This window comes from Psychrobium sp. 1_MG-2023 (assembly GCF_030689115.1).
Taxonomy (GTDB): Bacteria; Pseudomonadota; Gammaproteobacteria; order Enterobacterales; family Psychrobiaceae; genus Psychrobium.
Map to the genome: position 1 here is coordinate 1 of NZ_JAUYVJ010000002.1, position 18,575 is coordinate 18,575.

Here is an 18,575-nt window from a genome sequence, read left to right on the forward strand (position 1 = left end):
CAATGAGTCGCGTTAGCTACGCATAGAACTCGTACATAAGTTCGCAATTAATCATGTATTTTAGTGTTGACACAGAGAGAGTCTACATAAGTGTATTAGCCGACGACTCAACAAACCCGACTTTGATTTTATTTTAGACAGCAATGTAATTTAAACGATTCGATAAATCAAGCAACTACGCGTTAATCTATAATTGGTTTTCGCTTGTGCCTGCGTGAAAAATTGCCCTTAACTCGACGAGCTAACGCCATTAATAATGGGGGGTTATCATCCAACATAAGTTAGTAATAAATGACTGTCCCATTTTATTGTGTTTTATTTCAGCTAACACCTAATTAACAAAGGAAAATAATCTCTTTGAAGCATATTTCTTTGTTAAGCGAGATAAGTCCGCTAACTGTTGAAAAACTGGCCATTATCCAATTTTAGTAAACACTTTCCTTTATCCTGTTTTTTGACTGAGTAGCCATCCGCAATGTACTTACTAGTTGAAATGTTGATTTCAAACTTTTTATCTACGTTATACCTAACTTGAAAGTTACAGTTTTCTAACGTTAGTTCTGAATAATAATTACTAGACGTAAACTTACCGTTTGTATCAGTCGTTTCATTCGAGGTCCATTTAAATTCCAACACCCTGTTACTCTCGGCGTAAGAGCCAAAAGACAGAACCAATAAAAGTAAAATTGAATATTTCACAGAAATCCTTATTTGTGATTTATTAACAAACAGCAATATAGATTAATACAACTAACAAAAAAACCATTTTAATATCAGTCCATTAACAGTATTCGGAATGGCGATGGAACGATCGAGAATTAAGTTATCAACGGGGTAATTGAGCCACGTGTTACGCCATACGCTCGCCTCCCACTTTATGACGAAATGAGGCAATATCTTAGTACTGCAACGTATATTAGGTCACGCTTCTATTGTGGATACGATGAAATATTCACACTTTGCGCCTGAACATTTGGATGATGCGATTTGGTTGAATCCGTTGACACAAACTTAACAAGTGGCTCAGCGTTTTTTCATGAGCGTGTTTTGATAATACTTAGCATTAAGCAAGTAATGCTCAATGTCATCAAACTTGTAATGATTATGCGCATCAAATTTGGCTAACCCCTCGCCGAGCAGCATTTCCAGTATAACAAAATGATACGATGAATTAGCGAGCTTAAACGCTGAATACACAATACTTTCATGACTTTTGCATTCCCACTGAGGCGTCTCATTATCCCATGCGTTACGGCTATCAAAGTGAACGTGCGCCAAATTAAAAGCGTGTATATCAGTAATGAGCTCTGGCGGTCGCTCAAAAACTCTATCTCGACCAAAAAGACTGTGTGCGGAGGGCGTTATCGCTTGAATACCTTCGTTCGGGGCTACGAAATTACGCGTACTCTCTGAAAGGCTAAGCTGTTTGTACTCTTTGAATTCATCAATGATAAATAGATGAGGCTTACTGATAGGGTCTAAATCTTCGTTATGCGATACGCTAACTGTTACCTTTGCCATTCAGCTTAATTCCTTTGAGCTTTTCTTTATTGCGACGCTTTCTCGCATCACCAATGGACAGAAATACACCTTTAGCCTCTTCTTGAGTAAAAGGGAATTTAACTTCTCTTCGTTTATGAGCCATGTGAAACCCCACTAAATAAACTGTATTAATTGGAATTATTATAACAAGCTCAATAAACCAAGCAAGCTTTTCTGAACGCATCTGATGTCGTATGTACCCATCCTGAGGCTAATGTCCCCATCCTATTAAAATCAATACCACTTTAAGCGTAATTTATCAGGTGAAAAATACAAGGTGGCTAGCACAGAAACAGCCCCCTCCTTTCGGGGTACCCCAACCCCCTTCCCCTACTGAAGAAAACAGCCCCATATCAATCAATTAAGCAGGACATCACTCAACAAGTTGACGGCGATATGTCGACATTAAACCACCTACAAATTCATTTAACGTGTCGCCAGCATGAAATAAAACAAAAAAACCAAGCGCAATAAACATACATATCAATAACTTACAGTTCAAACCTAACGCTCACATCGTTTTTTTTTGGTATAATGGTTTCTTTATTAATTATGGAGTGTCATATGACCAATTTAACAATTAACTATAACCCGACAGAAACAGTAATACCGAAGGTTGGGGATATAATACCTTTTGATAACATATCTGTTGAAGTTATCGAAATTCATGAAACGAAAGAAGGTGTAACGGTTAAAGCCACACAATGCGAGCCACCTGACTTCTCAGCTATGGATTTAATGTTTATGTAATGACTTACCTGTAAATACCCACGGGGGTTAACCTTGGGAAGGGTCTACATATTGTCTACATTGGTGACATCACAAAACACCGTGTCGATACACAGTGCCATATGTGTGATTTTAATTAGTTGATTACTGGTAATTTCCACGCGGTTCAAATCCCCCCGCCTCCACCACATTCGGGTTTGTTACCGCAGACCTTAAAAGCCCCGTCGCTCAATGAGTGACGAGGCTTTTTTCAACTTTCACTAGGCACTGCTTAGCATCTGATAAACCCACTATGTCAATCCGGTGAGAAATTGATGAATTTAGACCGTAAAGACTGTTCATCGCGGGAGTATTTATCACTAGAAAAATGCATGCCTTCACTATCTAATAAAAAGCTCCCTACGTATGTAGTTTGATCTGCAACGACCTCAAAGCTCACGGGGTTTTGTATCTTGTATTCAGTAGTGACCCCAAACTGAGCCGTGCCCCGAAATATCGACCATTTAAACGCTTCATACTTTCCTGCTTGAAGTTTCAATAAGATCAATGTTCCAGTTTCATTGTCAAAATCTGTCGTTTTTTGATTGGTCATTCGGGTTATTGGTGCATCCCATTGCAAAGGAAAACTATTAGCTGCCGCTTCTTCACCCGTTGCGGTGTTTCTGATGTGTATCACCGGAAAAGCCCGAGATTTTTTAGTCTCTATAACCGATAGAAAGACATTACCTTTACCATTATTAAGCGTTGGTACGTATTGTTTTGAGTATATCTGTTGTGTAGCACAACCAGATATATACATCAGCGACCATAAAATGATTAACTTTTTCATTTGCTATCCACCAGCGTTAAATATTTACTTAAATCTTGCCCCAAGAATGGTATAGCTAACCCTTTAATAACAGGGTGCATCCAAATTATCCGATAAAAATAAGTGATAAGGCTAGCCATCTTTTTCACAATACGGTCCTTGGGTCACAAACGGTTTTTTGTAAGTTAGCGGTTTAAACGATTTTTCGGTAACTAACCCGTTATCCGTTTGTTTTCTCAGGGTCAATGAACAGCCTTGACTGTCTCTTTGGTAAAACACATCGTATTTTTCGTTACTTTGTGGGGTAAAGCTAAAAGGAGCTGCACAATAATAAAACCTATTAATATCAGCAACCATCATCGTGACTTTCGCTCCTGAAGCAAGGTTGACGTCTTTGACGGCTTGTTGGGGTCCTGCTGCCGTTGCTTGCCCATCAATAATCATGGTTGGCTTTTTACAATTAGCTTCACTAAAGACACTAAATGCTAAATGGCCACCGAGTTCGAGTTTCGAATACAACGAAATTTGAGCATCATCAAGATTGCTTGGTGCTTGATACTTAGGCAAGTTGCTACAGCCGAACAACAAAGAGGTTACTAGTATTGGGAGTATTGATTTCAAGATAGCTTAACTTCCTTTTATAAAGCCATCTAGGTATTTATCTGCAAAAGCGATGACTTTGTGAAAAACAGCAATACTACATAAAACCCTCTAACTATCAAATAATTATTTCATACCAAATATGCTTGGGCTTGGCGATACACTCGCTATAACTTAACTTTCTTGGCACAACCACTCACTTCAACCAACTAGCTATTTATCAATACTATATTGCCTAGCCACCTTAAAATACAAATGCAGACATGCTATCGGGGAGGGTTTTCAGGCTAAATAATTTGGCCTTTCTGAGGATAAAGTGTGTTCAATTATTGTCATCGAGGAATGGATAATCAGAAGAAAGAAATAAAGAATATGCCCTCCCAGTTAGGTTACTGTTTACTTTTTATAAAACCAGCGATAAAAAACTCCACTTTGCCGCAACTTTTGCAGGCAAACATATCAAGTTCTTGCTTGTTCACAAAAGCTTCACCTAGATCACCTAATATACCCCAGCGAGCGCCTTGGTGAAAATTTTTAGTGCCGATAAAGGTTAAGTTCGTCTGACATCTTAGACAATGAGGAGGGCCACAACTTGCACTAGCAAGAGGCTTGTCACGCCCTTTTACACAACTACAATTCCAGCAGATATCGAACGATTCATCGTCGATAACTGTGTTACAGTGTTGACATGTCCATGACATCATCACCCTCCATCAAGAAAACCTCATGCTTTCTTTGCCGCTGCTGACCCACACAACTAGAGTGAGCCAAGGCAATCGCTATACTTTAAACATTCGAACAGCGTCTGCCAGCTCATTTGCTACATGCTTAAGGGAGGCTGCAATAGCAACATTCTCTCGTACATCTTCCATCGTACTGTTGACCGAGGTATTGACATTGACCACATTCATATTAATTTCCGCAGCAACACTCGATTGCTCTTCGGCTGCGGTGGCAATTTGATTATTCATATCTTGAATTGAGTTAATTTCTCTTTCGATCACCTTCAATTCTTCTCTAGCTTCATTTGACTTAGTGAGTGTTGTAGCTGCACTTTTCGAGTTCTCATTCATTAACGTCACTGACTGCCCTGCTTGTTTTTGTAACTCTTCAATCATGGTCTGAATTTCATTGGTGCTTTGCTGTGTTTTAGTCGCTAACGTTCGAACCTCATCTGCAACCACGGCAAAGCCGCGCCCGTGTTCTCCCGCCCTTGCCGCTTCAATGGCTGCATTTAATGCCAGAAGATTGGTTTGATCCGCGATACCTCGGATAACATCCAATATCCCACCGACATTACTCGACTCTGTTTGAACATTGGTAATTGCATCATTCACTTGGCTGATATCCTGCACTAATTGAGTCATTTCCGTATTCATTTCACTCACAACAAGTAAGCCTTGCTCCGACGTTTTGCTCGCATCAGTTGACGATGTTGACGCATGAACAGCATTTTGGGCTACTTCAGCGACAGTTGCTGTCATTTGATTCATCGCCGTGGCTACTTGCTCTAGTTGAACAATTTGCGATTGTGAAGAGCTTTCAACTTTTTGAGACGAGCAACCTAGATGCTCTGACGACTCAATAATTTGAGTCGACGCTTGATTAATGCCCGAGATTATCTTTTTGAGATTGGCAGCCATAACAAGTGTTGAGTGATAAACACCTGTGCCATTAGGGCTTGGCTGAGGGGTATTAGTCAGATCGCCATTAGCAATCGTATTAACCAGTGCTTCAATTTCTTTTGGCTCACCGCCTATAGGTTTTCTAATTAATCGTGGAACAACAACCATAATGAGTGAACCAACACCAATCGCAATCAATGAGGTGACAATAATGATACCCAAACTCGCCTGTGTATCTTGCTGCACTTTCGGACCAACAATATCTTGTTCTTTTTTTACCGACAGTTTAACTTTTTCAATATCATTGGCGATCATAGGGCCAATCGTATTCAATGAGTTCGTAATATACTCATTACGTTGATTAATTACAGAGGTGACTTTGTTAAACGCTTTAACATATTCTCGATGATTACGGACCACGTTACCAAGCAGCGCTTGGGTAGCGCTATCATGGTCAATATTACTGAGCTGTTTTAAAAACGTTGGCATTTTATTGCTAAGCTCATCATTAGCAAAGTTTGCGTGCTGAGTAAGGTTTTTTACGAGAAACTTAGTAACATATAGCCTCGCAAGTAATAAATGTTCTTGTAACTGGCCAGCAACAAAGACTGTTTCATATTCATAATGCTTATTCGCCTCTAGAATCAGGCGAGATAAAGCCTCTCTCATGGCCAAACCGCTGGGGTCGAGTTTCTCTTTGACTAACCGATCACGTTGTGCAAATAGTAGCTGCACCTCTTCAAAACCCTGCTTATATTCATCAACCTCTTTAACAACTCGTTTAACTAATGCCGCACGCTCTGGATCTTGAATTTCTTTGACTGCAACCTCTAGCAGCTTAGTGAGTAATGCTAAGCGCTCATTATATTGTTTAACCGATTCATCCGATTGCGTATTAATAAAATTGAGCACCGATAGCCGCATCGATAACACATTCGCCTGAACCCTTCCAGCTAAGTTAGTGTCACGTGCTAGACCACGATATTGCACAAAATCATCATAGGTTTTATTAAACCCGACATAAGATGTTATAGAGATCACCATGAGCAATAAGAGTATTAAGCCATACGAGGTATAAAGTTGAGTATTGAGCTTCAAGTTATAGAACATAAATAATCCTTTAGGCACATTGCGAGTTGGTAACCAGGCTGGCGTGTTATTTGTAGACAGATTAGTAAAGTATAGAAGAAGAAAGGATTTTATTTGGCCAATTTAGCATTTTTCCGAAGCGAACTATTTACAGGCTCATTTACCACCTCATAGGCTCCTTTCAAACACTTTTACTTTGCAGGTTAAGACCAACTCTATTTGGGTCATTGCCAGTTATCAAGAGCACAATCTCTTTAAATTTACAAAGAGTTGCACTTAACCTGTGCGCTTATAAGTATTTGAACTATGCTTTTATTATGACAAATAACAAGGAGAGTCGTTATGTCTGAATTCTATTTCGCGTTTAACAATCTACCATTACCTGTTTTTATCATCTTAAACTTAGCGGCCTTGGGGTCATTATTTATTATTTTGTTTATTGTCTTTGAGCCACACTTTCACCATCATACGGACTCAGAAGCAATCTCCCCTGATGACATACAGAGAAAGTAGTTGCTAAATAAGTAAGGTTTAACAGGAAGTCCCTGCAGCCTCTCGGTTAAAAGGGCTTTAAGCATGGATAAATCTTATTTTACGGTGCCAGAGGCTATTTTATCGAATAATTTGCAAGCGATTGGAATACAATGCTGCTCTGTAAAGCCGCCCTGGGTCGTGATAGTGGTACATGCTTGGCATGTTACTTTTACCTTCTCCTTTTTCTTCCTTTTCTTTTTCTTAAATACGATAGTCATTTCACTATCGTCATCTTTAACGATAGGGACTTCAATGATGCTTTCTTCGCGGATACTCGTCACTGCGTTTTCCATAAGGTGACTCCTTAATCAATACTAGAATATTCGATTAAGTATAGAAGACAGGCAGTAATCTGACCCTCGCATTGATAAAATGACAGCTTGTTTAAAGGTGCAATACTACGGCGGAAAGCAATAATACGACACTCGTTAGGGAATGCATAATCATGATATTAGGCATGTAAAAAAGGGGTTTCTGTAATGGCGCTTGTTTTTTTTGGTTAGAATAACCAAATATTATCGCTACAAAAGCTTCAACAATACCAAGGACAATGACAATGACAATGTTAACTGGAAGTGGGTATATTTAATTTTTCTCGTTCCCGCTCAATCGCCTTTGCTTCATGTGCTAGCAAGCGCGCATACTCACCACTAGCCACTGGTGTAGCAGCTGAAGCATACTCAAACTCCATATCAGGGAAAACAGCGTTGAACACCAGTGCGGCTCGTTTCATATGGAAGTCCGATGTTACCAGCACAATCTTGCTAATGGCTTGCTGTTTGATTATAGGTTTGGCGAGTGTTGCATCTTCTAGGGTGAAGCTACTTGGCGCTAGCTCAACGAATGCAGTGCTTGGTATCCCCTGTTTAATTAAATAATCTTGTATATACTGCGCATGTGAGGTGTCAGTAGTATTAAAATGCGGACCAAAGCCACCGGTGCATAGAACTTTACTACCTTCACGCTTCTTATATTCAACCCATGCTTGCTGGCACCTTGCGACCGCGATAGGTAATAAATTTCCCTTGGCGTCATTGGGTGAGCCTAATACAACAATGGCACAACTCATACGTTTTTCCTTAATGGTTTGTTGGTGTGCATATTATCTAAGCATGAACCCATTGCCAACTGTTCACTAAAACGTTTGAAAGTCACAACTATTAAATAATCTTTGTCAGTTTCATCACTTACCTCAGAACCAGCGCAAGTATGGATAAGCATAACGCTGCAATAGATAACACAATGGGGATAGTAAAGCGGACAAATGATTGCTCCTCTTCGGCAAGTGCAGCTGAGAGTAGTGGGAAATGAATCACGTGACGATCGCCACCTAAACGGATCAAAAACAAACTCACCCGCGCGCCATCTGGTTGGATATAACCATACTTTTTATCCAAGTGATAATATAGACGGCCAAAGATAATTTCAGGGTCTACCGACAGTTTTTCTGCCAATTTTTGGCAGTCTATCGCGACATAATTTTTATTCTGTCGCGCGGTATTGTCTTGTTCAAAGGCAATAAAACTTGGGTAATACATCGTATAGATAAGCTTTAGAATTGCACGGTCTGTAATATTTGCCATTGCTCATTCACCTAATTGCTTTTATAGGCCTCCTTAGCAAACGTAGCGCTAGTTTTAATGTTTATCAACTTTAATACCAATTCCACTAATAAATTGATCACTTCACTAATGGAATTGGTATTAAAGCGTTTTAAGTTTGCCCAAGGGCAGGCATAAAAAACTAGGCGCAATGCCTAGCTTTTTATGCAGATTGGCTAAAGCTCGTTTTAATTAGCGACAATGAGCTTCCATAACTCAAAGTGACCTTCATCGTCATCGTCTTCACTAAAGGTCATTAAGACATGTGCCTTGTCATCTATAGTCACAGTAAACAAATGAATGGCTTGCTCTAATGGCTCTCCAGCTGCATCCAATGGTTGAAGTACTACTTCGCCTTCATCGCCCAGTGACCACATCACTTCAAATTGATCGCCCATGTTCTCTTTAATATCTGAACATTGGCTCGCATCAATAAACCCTGTGCCTTGGTCATCATCCGACGGATTTAAGTGCAGTGTTAACGAACAATTATCATGTTGCATTAGAGAGATAGTTTCACCTGCGACAATCCGATCAGGTGACAGTGGTGATATTAAATCAAAGACCACCGTATCGGCCTCTTCATGTTGCTCAACCAATTTAATTTGCTCACTAAACAGCCCTTGTTCGACTTTTAACAACACCCAATGTGAGTCAAAATCTAATAATAACTGCCCATCGGCATTGATAACCCAAGAACCAACATCCACATCATCCATTGGTTCCGTACCCGAAGTCGGATTGACCATACCATTGGATGTAGCCCCAGTTGCCGGGCCATCATGATCATCATCACGATGATTAGATTTCACGACAACTTCACCATCGGCATCAAAAGACACTAACATTAACTCTTTTTTGCCAGTCACAACATAGCTGTTGTCAGCTAAAGCTAAAGTGTTTGCACTATCTGGTACTAAGACAGGCGCATCACCTTGTTCTGGCGGTGTAATGTCATCGTCAAAGTCACACGCTTTGGGTGCGAGTTTATTACCTAAATTTTGTGGGTCGAATTCAGTCAAAATCTGTGTCATGGCTTGTTGGTTGATGACCACTGATTTATGCTCTGTAATGCCTTGGCGTAGCATAATGCCTTGGCGCACAGCACCGTCTTGGATCGCTAAAAATGGTGTTTGACTACGTTCATCGTCATCCATATCGTCATCATTTAGCCAATGTGGCAAACCAAGAGAAATAACCTGCTCGCCATTTATCTCTTGTTGTTGCCATTGACCAACATGTACTAACTCCACTTTTTCACTCATTTGACCATCACTGCCCATGTCATATTCTTTTAAGAAGTATTTAACCACATGCATTTCTTGGTCATTTTCAGTGTACTTAAACAGTGCAGCCATCAAATGATGTTCGAAGGCCGCATGTAAGTGAAATGCTTTGGCAAGCATATTCTCATCATTGGGTGCTTGCAGCGTAATTAACTCTTCAAAGGTGGTTGCTTCAGATTGTTGTTCACCAAATCGTACCCGATTACAGTTTGCCACAGCAGTCTCAGATGCTTCATCGTTACAACCTTGCCAAATTGGTAAAATGAAGTAGTTTTCTAATTGTTCGCCTTTAATGAAATACGCTTTAGCTTCATCATTAAATGAAAAATCATTGCCCAGAGCTTTACGCCAATAGTTATTATCTCGTGTAACACTTGCCGATGACTTACCAACAATATCAAACTCACGTGCAGTAATACGCTCCTTGCCGTCACGGGGCATAGTCATCGTTAACGCTAAACCGTCATCGCTAAAGCTAACGCTAGCGAGCTGATCTTCTTGTTGTAATGTCCAACCAGACTGTCCGAGTGTGTAAAATGAGATGCCATCATTGTCTTCATCATCACTGATTTCTTCGAATAGTCCAGTGTCTGGGTTATAAAACTGAAAACTAAATTGCCCAATCGCGTCGGTCACTTGGAAGTTACCGTAACTAAGGCTGGTTTCTACCGTACAACTACCATCGCTCTCATCAAAGGCATAGTCTTTATCTTGCTCGAGGAAAAATAAGCCACCTTGTTGCGTTAACAATATTTCGATGTTAGTTTTTCTTGCTTCGCGCTCTTCTTTCGCTTGCTCGATTGCATCTTCCAATTCGTCTTCTGCAATCTCGATAGTGTCTTTCAGATCGTTGATAATATCTTTAATTTTAACTTGCTCGTTATTAGCATTAGCTTGATCGATTGCCGTTGTGATATCGGTGAGCCCAGTAAGAACCGTATTAATAATCGCCGCCTTTGCATCTTTTAACTTACCGTCATCTAACGCGTCCAATTGATTCTTTAGGTCTTCCGTCACCACCGCAATCGCCCCTGCAATCGCTTGTGCCACATGGTGAAGACGGCGATTTTTCTCACCGCGTTCGCCTTCAGCTGCGGAGGCTTCAACATAATCAGCCGTAAGATCAAGGTCATCATCACTTTCGATACCGATCAACTGCGCCACAACCTCTTCCGCTTCCTCTTGGGTTTGCTCTTGGTTTGACTGCATTTGATTATCAATCAATGTGGTGATCGGGCTAACAAAGTCAATTTGTCCCGGTGGTGAAGACATATCATAACTTTGGCTAACAGTTTCCCCGGGATTATCTTCATCGATAGTTTGACCTGCAATGACTTTAACCAATAAGCGAACTTGAGATAGGTCAATAGTCTCATCAAGGTCACTAAATGTGTAATTACCACCATCAGTTGTTAAGGCATTAGGCTCATCACTGCCACAAATTGAATCATTATTTAAATCTAAACACACCAAAGCCCCCACTAAATAACCATCAGCGGCCTTACCACTGAAGGACTGAAAAACTGGTTTAAGGGGCTCTTCAACAATAGGCTTTTCATCCGAGTCGTTGCTAGAGCCACAACCAGCCATTAAAATGGCTAGAGAAATAGCAGCAGCAAGTCGTGTACGAGAAGAAGATAAGGAGTGAGCTAAAAGGCGTTTTCTTAACATGTGTATAACCCTCATGAATAATTTAATCATACAAAAATATCAAAACCGAGGAAGACAACGCCTAAAAGTATAGTTATAGGCAATAACTGTACTTGAGTAGCCCCGCTATCGTCGACGTATATCAGTAGACCGGTGGCTTTGCGTCCCAAACTTTCGAATGGTTTGCCTTTGTCAGTGTCTAAAATCATAACCAACATTAACAATTACGCAATTTTTCTCATTGAGCAAGATCACTTTTTTTTATCTTTAAAGCCGTCATAAAACAATAAAAACTTGTAATTCAACGAGCTAGATATATAGATTTTTTTAGTAATAATTTTTATCTTTACGACCTATCGATGAGTCATAATCATGCCTATAATAAAGAGAGCCTAGTTTTAATTTTCCATGTAGAGGAGGTACTCATGAGTATTGCAGCCCGCCTTGGAGATTACTTAGCCAACCAACACATAAACTATTCAACTGTCGAACACATCCCGACACAAAGCTCAATCGGCAGTGCCATTGCTTCGTATATTCCGCCAGAATATATTGCCAAAGCAGTCATTCTCGAAGATCATCAAGGCCGCTATGTCATGGCAATTTTACCTGCCAATAGAAAAATATGCTTACGTAGCTTGGGTCAACAGCTTGATGCAACCTTGCAATTAGTGCATGAAAAAGAATTAGGCGCAATGTTTACCGATTGTGCCACAGGGGCAATTCCAGCGGCATCCCAAGCTTACAATATGAACGCCATTGTTGATGATGTGTTATTAGAATTAAACGATGTTTACCTTGAGTCTGGTGATCATCAAACATTAATTCATTTGGATAAGCCGCAGTTCCAAAAGTTAATGGGAAACATAAAGCACCTGCGCTTTAGTGCAGCAAGCTTACACTAAGACATTAGAGTAAGCTTTTAACAGCTGCGCTGAGGCTACAACACCATGTCGGTTGTTACCTCTGTTTTAACAGAATTGGCAATAAAACAGTGCTGGTGTGCCTGATGATGTAATTGCTCAAGCTGTTCAACACAAGGTTCCTTAGCAGTTGAAAACACAACCTTAGGTCGTAAAGTGACTTCACTCATACTCATCATTCCCATATGATCTTTGTCCATGACACCAATAGCATGATCAGTGTAGCTATCAACAACCCAGCCAGCCTTGGCTGCAAAGTCGAGGAAAAATAACATATGGCAACTTGAAAGAGAGGCAATAAACGCCTCCTCAGGGTCAACGCCTTCAGCCGAGGAATAAGGAAGTGGCACAATATGCGGTGAAGACGATGCTTCAATAGTGGCTCCGCCATCAAACTGCCATTGGTGAGCGCGACTATATTTACGGTCGGTATATTGCTCATCACTCGCTCGTTGCCATAAAATACTTGCGCGATACTCCGCCATATTACTGCCTCATTGCTTGTCATTATTTAGTTGGGTGCTCATTATTACTTGCGTTATACATCAATGAAAAGCGATAATAATTCATTAGGCCTTGAGAAAAATTCATATCACTACTCAATAACAGCCAATGAATAAAAATATATCACTCACAGCAATACACACATTTACTGTGGTTAGTCAGACCTTAAGCTTCACTCAAGCAGGAAAGCTGCTTCACATCACTCCTAGTGCTGTAAGTCATCAAATGAAACAATTAGAATCTCAGTTAGGTGTTCAATTATTTCATCGTAAGCCTCAAGGTGTTCAGCTAACGGCAGCAGGAAAAACACTACAACAACATGCCAACAGTGGCATGAGTCAAATTCAACACGGGATTAGCCAAAGCCAGTTTTCAAGTCAAAAGGACAAACTAGTGATTGCGGTTATCCCATCCCTAGCACAACAATGGCTGATTCCCCGTCTGGCGAGCTTCAGTGTAAAGTACCCGACGATTGAACTCGACATTGTTGCTCTTGATCGATTAGCCGATTTTAATACTGAGCAATTCGATGGACATATTCATTTTGGCTCAGGGGATTACTTCGGATTAAAAGCACTATGGTTAGCCAATGAAACAGTTTACCCAATATACCATCCAGCATTGATTGATGACCATCAAACACAAGATTTATCATCTCTGATACAACATCATCAGCTATTATTTTATAAAGCGGGGATTGAAGATGAGCCGGGTGGTATTTCATGGCATGACTGGCTCAATCATTACAGTATTGAACGACCGTCACAATTAAACAAAATGAGCTTTAGCCATGTGGCACTGGCAATAACCGCAGCTAAAAAGCAACTCGGTATTGCATTAGGCTGGCACCACTTAGTCATTGATGACGTTAATCAGGGGCAGCTTATCTCTCTTGATAAATTTGCAATGACAACACCGTTTAGCTATTACCTTGTGGCTCCTTCTTGCGCATGGGAAAACTCAAATTTTCGTCTATTCGCCAATTGGCTGACCAAACAAATGACGTAATAGATGACGAAATGGACAGCGCATGATCTATCGAAAGTTATTTTTTGCGATTAAACCCGCATCACCACAACTTGAGCAACTTACTCAGTTACAACGCCAGTGTGACGGTTTCGGTCGCCCTTTGCCACAGCAAAACCTCCATATGACTCTTTACTTTATTGGCCCTGTTGAGCAATCAAAACAAAGTCTGTTAATTAGCGCAATAAATAGTACACAGTGGCCAGCCTTTCACGTCTGCTTTAATCATCTTGAGCTATGGCCAAAACAACGCATATTATGTCTGACAAGTGGTAAGGTTGCACCAAATCTGCAAAGAGTCACTAAGCAATTATATGAGATAGGGGCTCAACTTGGACTACCTGCTCCTCACTATGATTTTAACCCACACATTACGCTGTTGCGTAAGGCACACTGTAAACCCGAACTAAAAACAAATTTATGTGAATTAGTCATGACGGCTGTTGAGCTTTTACTTTACGAATCAGTGAGTGAAGGCCATGGTGTCAGCTACCGAGTTCTTAATAAGTGGCCGCTACTCAATGATTTAACCTAATAGTAACCTGAGAGGAGTTAATCTGATTGTAGTAACGCAACTTCGACAGTTTGCATCAGAGCCTGAATAACAGGTTCATTAGCGCGAGTTTTTTGCACAATAAATTGCAGCGGTATGCTCACTTCAAACGCCGGTATAATAATAATTTGCCGTGCATTGACCGCACGCTTAGCAAGCTCTTTTTCTAGTAGGCTAAAACCTAACCCTTGCTGCACTAATGATAAACGAGTTGATTCATCATCAGTACTAAGGGAAGTATTAACTGGCTGCCCTAAGCGTTGTCGCAATATACTATCAAACGGGCAGTAGCCCCCCATTGTGACCCAACGTTGTTGCTGTAGCCAAGGCAATGCCAATTCGTTTGTTAATTCAACATCTGATGGTGCAATAACCACCAAGCTCTGATCTTTCACCTTAATTGACGCACACTCGCTTGGCAGGTCGCCATAAATAAAAGCACCATCAAGATGGCCATCGTTAAGTAAGCCAATCGCTTGACCGGTAGAATGGGCGGTAATATCTAATGTAATTCCCGGAAAGTCATCATGCAGCTTTTTAGCTAAACCATCTAATGCAAGCTGCTGCGCTGGAGCATTTATTGAGATTGAAAGTGTGCCTATAATTTCATGTTGATTGATCGCAGCCAAATTAACTAAATCAACAGCACTATCTAAGGTACGCTGCGCTTGCGTCAATAGCACTTGCCCTTTGTCTGTGAGCTCCATTCCCTTACTGCTGCGAATAAACAATTGTGTCGCTAGCTCATCCTCTAACGCTTTAATATGAGCACTGATTGCTGGTGGGGTGGTATATAACCGCTGTGCGGCTTTGGTTAAGTTTTTTGTTTGCGCCACCGCAACAAATGAGCGTAAGTGATAAAACTCCAAGACATTCCCCGACAAGTCATACAATGAATTACAGATGACACCATATCATCACAGTAATCATTAGCCATTCATTTTTAGTGAACTATACGTTCATTTTTCACGAATAGGCACCGTCAATGGCCTGAGTTAATGTAATCACTCATTCACGAAACAATTAGAGAACATGATGAAACAGACCTTAACTGCTAGCGACTTTTTTAGCGCTAAACTTGCCTTTGAAACAGACTGTGCTGATGTCTATACCGACATCATGAAAAAGCGTTGTGATTACGTTCTATTGGATGTGCGATCGACAGAGGCCTTTCAAAAAAGCCATGCGATTACGGCAAAGAACTTACCGACGTCAGAAATTAACGCTGAAACATTAGCTAACTACGCTTATGACACTAAGTTTGTGGTCTATTGTTGGGGGCCAGGTTGCAACGGAGCCACAAAAGCAGCACTGAGATTATCTGACTTAGGGTATCGTGCCAAAGAAATGATTGGCGGTATTCATTATTGGGAAGACTTAGAGCGCTATCCGGTTAATCGTCGTAATGTAGCGATTCAGCAATGATGACTCCATTGCAGAGTCACTCAGGATCAAGTTATGATTCACGAAAATTAAACTTCGACTATTGGTCAATCGAGCTTCATATCAATTTTTTTGATTAATGTTGCTGGATTGCCCGCGACAATCGTCTCTGCCGCCACATCTTTTGTCACGACACTACCAGCGCCAATTACGGCGTTATCACCAACGGTCACGCCGGCAAGAATAATCACCCCTGCTCCTATCCACACATTATGACCCACGACAATTGGCGCGCAGTAGTTTCCTTTTTCTAATCTCAATTGAGGTTCAACGGCATGTGATACGGCTAGAAACTGGACGTTAGGCCCAATTAAACAATCTCGCCCAATCATAATTGGGCAAGCATCCAGTGGCGAGTCGAGGACTGTACAATGGATATTGATAAAACTTCTTTCACCAACACTAAGTTGTGAACCATAATCACAATGGAAGCCGGCTTCGATCATCACTTGTTCACCACAAGACTTAAAGAGCCCTTTTAAACGCTTCAAGTTCCCCTTACTAGGGCTACGAGTAAATGTCCGGCAGACCTCATGAGATTGCTTACGTGTCGTCACGAAAGCTTTGTTTAAGCTATCAAAATAGTTTTTTTCGGTCATCGTCAGGAGTTTCTCAAAGATTAGTAAAGGAGTCAGGTTGTCGCTAGCAATTTTAGTCCGACAACAGATAAACTGCAATCAATTGAGTGCTAGCCCATGTCGGTTTCCAGTGCTAAAAAATGAATAAGAAAATGAAGACACAGTATGACTTTATCATTGTTGACGGGAGTTCAGCGGGCTCAGTACTTGCTACTCGTTTAAGTGAAGTCACGCATTATGAGGTGCTATTAATCGAAACAGGTTCTGACGATAAGAGTCCGGCAATTCACATTCCTGCCTGAGCTGTCATTAGCAAAAATAAGCCATCGATAACGGTGCCAAATTAAGTGATGAACAGCTCATTGCTCGCTTTCGAGCATACTCTGATTTAATCTATCATCCTGTCGACACCGGTAAGATGGGTACTGATGAACATGCAGTAGTCAGTAGACAATCCTCAATTACAAGTTCATGGTATCGAGGGATTCAGAGTCGTTGACGCTTCAATTTTTACTAGTTTGAACGGTGGCAATACGAATGCACCAACGATGATTGTAGCTAAACGAGGCAGTGATTGGATAAAAGAAAAATTTCAGTAATAGTAAAATGCTTTTGAGCTTGTTCTCATAATAAATACGATAAAACGGTTGCTGCATATAAAGGATAACTTTATTATTACCGCCATTATTATTAGCTGGGATTCTTGCTTTGCAAACATTACAACAACTTCGCGCTGGCGAGCTCAAGGGAGCGACACGACTTCAATTAGTGGAGCTGTTAACCGAATTCCCACAAGAAATATTTCAGCTGGCAGATAGTTTAGAAATTCTAGATCTAAGTAACAATAAGCTCACGCAATTGCCTGCTAATTTTGGCCAGTTGCAACAGTTGAAAATTGTTTTTATCTCAAATAATCAATTTGATCATGTCCCAACCGTGTTGGCAGATTGCCCAAGATTAGAAATGATTGGCATCAAGTCTAATCAAATCACCACCTTTGCCGAAAACGCATTACCGCCAAGTACTCGTTGGTTAATTCTAACTGATAATAATATTGAGCAATTGCCTCATTCATTTGGTCAATTAACGCAGTTGAAAAAACTTGCACTGGCAGGAAATAAAATTACAAAACTCCCTGACTCCATGGCTAACTGCCAATCTCTTGAATTAGTGCGCCTTTCTGCTAATAAGTTAACACAACTACCTGATTGGTTGTTTCAGCTTCCAAAGCTCGCTTGGTTAGCTTGTTGTGGTAATGAATTACCTAAGCAGAGTAATGAATCAGCAATCATTAATGAGATGCACACAGTCGATTCCGCTGATATTAGACTAGGTAATGTATTGGGACAAGGGGCGTCGGGTGTTATTTATCAGGGTACTTGGTTAAATCAACCTGCAACTTTGCCAAGCGAAGATAAAAATATAGCAGTAAAAATATTCAAAGGAGCGGTGACTAGTGATGGCTACCCTAGCGATGAACTTGCTAATTGTTTACAAGCGAAAGCACACCCAAACCTCATTAAAGTCGTTGCTCAAATCAATCAACCGAGTCAAATAGGTCTAGTGATGGAGCTTATCCCAAGTGAATATAAAAACTTAGGTAACCCACCCTCTTTGCAAACTTGCACACGCGACACTTTCGGCGCTGACGCGACACTTACACCACAAGCAATTCAGTTAATTGCAAGTCAGATGGCCAATAGCCTAGCACACTTGCACCAGCACAAAATCAGCCATGGTGATATTTACGCTCATAATACGATGATTAATGGTGAGTTTGATATGTTGTTTGGCGATTTCGGTGCAGCCACTAATTTAACGGTATTATCACCGACGCAGCAACGTTTAATGGAAAAGGTTGAAGTTCGTGCATTAGGATATTTAATCGATGATTTGTTAGGCGTCACACAACAAAAAGACAGTAGCGTAGCTCTAGCACTTAGAGCAATCAGCAATCAGTGCTTAGATATGGACGGTTCAGCAAGACCAAACTTTCAGCAGGTAAGCCAATTGATCAGTGACATTGATACGTTGGTAGAACAAGCGAGTTAATCACACTCGCTTGTTTCGATGGCTCATCATAA

The 18,575-nt window shown here is 40.7% G+C and carries 20 protein-coding genes, 2 pseudogenes and 1 riboswitch; of the genes and pseudogenes, 10 read left to right on the forward strand and 12 right to left on the reverse strand.

What is annotated here, in order from left to right; all coding sequences use genetic code 11:
- Positions 1 to 838 precede the first annotated feature (838 nt).
- A pseudogene (locus Q8W26_RS17875) lies at positions 839 to 1,015 on the forward strand (tyrosine-type recombinase/integrase); the annotation flags it as partial.
- Positions 1,016 to 1,023: 8 nt separating this feature from the next.
- On the opposite strand, the gene Q8W26_RS01070 reads toward Q8W26_RS17875, so the two are convergent.
- Positions 1,024 to 1,521 (reverse strand): type II toxin-antitoxin system YafO family toxin, encoded by a 498-nt coding sequence (locus Q8W26_RS01070; RefSeq protein WP_101213146.1) that lies wholly within the window; start codon positions 1,519 to 1,521, stop codon positions 1,024 to 1,026.
- A complete protein-coding gene (locus tag Q8W26_RS01075; RefSeq protein ID WP_305471928.1) occupies positions 1,502 to 1,645 on the reverse strand; it encodes a hypothetical protein in 144 nt (47 codons plus the stop codon). Before Q8W26_RS01075 ends, Q8W26_RS01070 begins: the two co-directional genes overlap by 20 nt.
- A 461-nt stretch (positions 1,646 to 2,106) precedes the next feature.
- On the opposite strand from Q8W26_RS01075, the gene Q8W26_RS01080 reads away from it, so the two are divergent.
- On the forward strand, positions 2,107 to 2,292 hold the full coding sequence (locus tag Q8W26_RS01080) for a hypothetical protein (RefSeq protein WP_101213144.1): 186 nt from the start codon (positions 2,107 to 2,109) through the stop codon (positions 2,290 to 2,292).
- A gap of 274 nt (positions 2,293 to 2,566) precedes the next feature.
- Here Q8W26_RS01080 and Q8W26_RS01085 read toward each other — a convergent pair whose 3' ends face one another.
- The 3 genes from Q8W26_RS01085 to Q8W26_RS01095 form a co-directional block, all read right to left on the reverse strand.
- Positions 2,567 to 3,100, reverse strand: coding sequence for a hypothetical protein (locus Q8W26_RS01085; protein ID WP_101213143.1), 534 nt, complete (start codon positions 3,098 to 3,100; stop codon positions 2,567 to 2,569).
- 111 nt (positions 3,101 to 3,211) lie between these two features.
- Complete coding sequence (locus Q8W26_RS01090) at positions 3,212 to 3,700, reverse strand: hypothetical protein (RefSeq protein ID WP_153071459.1); 489 nt, start codon at positions 3,698 to 3,700, stop codon at positions 3,212 to 3,214.
- Positions 3,701 to 4,458: 758 nt separating this feature from the next.
- Positions 4,459 to 6,414 carry a methyl-accepting chemotaxis protein gene (locus Q8W26_RS01095; RefSeq protein WP_101213140.1) on the reverse strand — a complete coding sequence of 652 codons (1,956 nt, stop codon included), beginning with the start codon at positions 6,412 to 6,414 and terminating at the stop codon, positions 4,459 to 4,461.
- 321 nt (positions 6,415 to 6,735) lie between these two features.
- Here Q8W26_RS01095 and Q8W26_RS01100 point away from each other — a divergent pair, with 321 nt between their 5' ends.
- Entirely contained in the window at positions 6,736 to 6,906 is a 171-nt protein-coding gene (locus Q8W26_RS01100) for a hypothetical protein (protein WP_305471932.1), read from the forward strand.
- Between the two features lie 74 nt (positions 6,907 to 6,980).
- On the opposite strand, the gene Q8W26_RS01105 is transcribed toward Q8W26_RS01100, so the two are convergent.
- The 4 genes from Q8W26_RS01105 to Q8W26_RS01120 form a co-directional block, all read right to left on the reverse strand.
- Positions 6,981 to 7,220 (reverse strand): hypothetical protein, encoded by a 240-nt coding sequence (locus Q8W26_RS01105; protein WP_101213139.1) that lies wholly within the window; start codon positions 7,218 to 7,220, stop codon positions 6,981 to 6,983.
- 272 nt (positions 7,221 to 7,492) lie between these two features.
- Positions 7,493 to 7,996 (reverse strand): YdcF family protein, encoded by a 504-nt coding sequence (locus Q8W26_RS01110; protein WP_101213138.1) that lies wholly within the window; start codon positions 7,994 to 7,996, stop codon positions 7,493 to 7,495.
- 118 nt (positions 7,997 to 8,114) lie between these two features.
- Positions 8,115 to 8,510 (reverse strand): hypothetical protein, encoded by a 396-nt coding sequence (locus Q8W26_RS01115; RefSeq protein ID WP_101213137.1) that lies wholly within the window; start codon positions 8,508 to 8,510, stop codon positions 8,115 to 8,117.
- A gap of 206 nt (positions 8,511 to 8,716) precedes the next feature.
- Positions 8,717 to 11,485: a hypothetical protein gene (locus Q8W26_RS01120; protein WP_305471935.1), complete on the reverse strand. Its 2,769-nt coding sequence runs from the start codon at positions 11,483 to 11,485 to the stop codon at positions 8,717 to 8,719.
- A 92-nt stretch (positions 11,486 to 11,577) separates the two neighbouring features.
- A riboswitch (cyclic di-GMP riboswitch) is annotated at positions 11,578 to 11,662 on the reverse strand.
- A 227-nt stretch (positions 11,663 to 11,889) separates the two neighbouring features.
- On the opposite strand from Q8W26_RS01120, the gene Q8W26_RS01125 reads away from it, so the two are divergent.
- The gene (locus Q8W26_RS01125; protein WP_101213135.1) at positions 11,890 to 12,369 is read left to right on the forward strand and encodes an aminoacyl-tRNA deacylase; all 480 of its coding nucleotides are present in this window, start codon (positions 11,890 to 11,892) and stop codon (positions 12,367 to 12,369) included.
- 35 nt (positions 12,370 to 12,404) lie between these two features.
- Here the strand turns inward: Q8W26_RS01125 and Q8W26_RS01130 are convergent, their stop codons facing one another.
- Positions 12,405 to 12,872: an OsmC family protein gene (locus Q8W26_RS01130; protein WP_305471938.1), complete on the reverse strand. Its 468-nt coding sequence runs from the start codon at positions 12,870 to 12,872 to the stop codon at positions 12,405 to 12,407.
- Between the two features lie 127 nt (positions 12,873 to 12,999).
- Between Q8W26_RS01130 and Q8W26_RS01135 the strand changes: the two genes are divergently transcribed.
- Positions 13,000 to 13,899, forward strand: a complete 900-nt coding sequence (locus tag Q8W26_RS01135) for a LysR family transcriptional regulator (protein WP_305471940.1) — start codon at positions 13,000 to 13,002, stop codon at positions 13,897 to 13,899.
- A 22-nt stretch (positions 13,900 to 13,921) separates the two neighbouring features.
- A complete protein-coding gene (gene thpR / locus Q8W26_RS01140; protein WP_101213131.1) occupies positions 13,922 to 14,452 on the forward strand; it encodes an RNA 2',3'-cyclic phosphodiesterase in 531 nt (176 codons plus the stop codon).
- A gap of 17 nt (positions 14,453 to 14,469) precedes the next feature.
- On the opposite strand, the gene Q8W26_RS01145 is transcribed toward thpR, so the two are convergent.
- Positions 14,470 to 15,339 carry a LysR family transcriptional regulator gene (locus Q8W26_RS01145; RefSeq protein ID WP_101213130.1) on the reverse strand — a complete coding sequence of 290 codons (870 nt, stop codon included), beginning with the start codon at positions 15,337 to 15,339 and terminating at the stop codon, positions 14,470 to 14,472.
- 163 nt (positions 15,340 to 15,502) lie between these two features.
- Here Q8W26_RS01145 and Q8W26_RS01150 point away from each other — a divergent pair, with 163 nt between their 5' ends.
- Entirely contained in the window at positions 15,503 to 15,895 is a 393-nt protein-coding gene (locus Q8W26_RS01150) for a rhodanese-like domain-containing protein (RefSeq protein WP_305471943.1), read from the forward strand.
- Positions 15,896 to 15,960: 65 nt separating this feature from the next.
- On the opposite strand, the gene Q8W26_RS01155 is transcribed toward Q8W26_RS01150, so the two are convergent.
- The gene (locus Q8W26_RS01155) at positions 15,961 to 16,512 is read right to left on the reverse strand and encodes a sugar O-acetyltransferase (protein ID WP_101213128.1); all 552 of its coding nucleotides are present in this window, start codon (positions 16,510 to 16,512) and stop codon (positions 15,961 to 15,963) included.
- A gap of 131 nt (positions 16,513 to 16,643) precedes the next feature.
- Between Q8W26_RS01155 and Q8W26_RS01160 the strand changes: the two genes are divergently transcribed.
- From Q8W26_RS01160 to Q8W26_RS01170, 3 genes and pseudogenes are all read left to right on the forward strand, one after another.
- Positions 16,644 to 16,793: a GMC family oxidoreductase N-terminal domain-containing protein gene (locus Q8W26_RS01160; protein WP_305471946.1), complete on the forward strand. Its 150-nt coding sequence runs from the start codon at positions 16,644 to 16,646 to the stop codon at positions 16,791 to 16,793.
- Positions 16,794 to 16,949: 156 nt separating this feature from the next.
- Positions 16,950 to 17,090 (forward strand): annotated as a pseudogene (locus tag Q8W26_RS01165) (GMC oxidoreductase); the annotation flags it as partial.
- A 109-nt stretch (positions 17,091 to 17,199) separates the two neighbouring features.
- The gene (locus Q8W26_RS01170; RefSeq protein WP_305471948.1) at positions 17,200 to 18,543 is read left to right on the forward strand and encodes a leucine-rich repeat-containing protein kinase family protein; all 1,344 of its coding nucleotides are present in this window, start codon (positions 17,200 to 17,202) and stop codon (positions 18,541 to 18,543) included.
- The last annotated feature ends 32 nt before the right edge of the window (positions 18,544 to 18,575 follow it).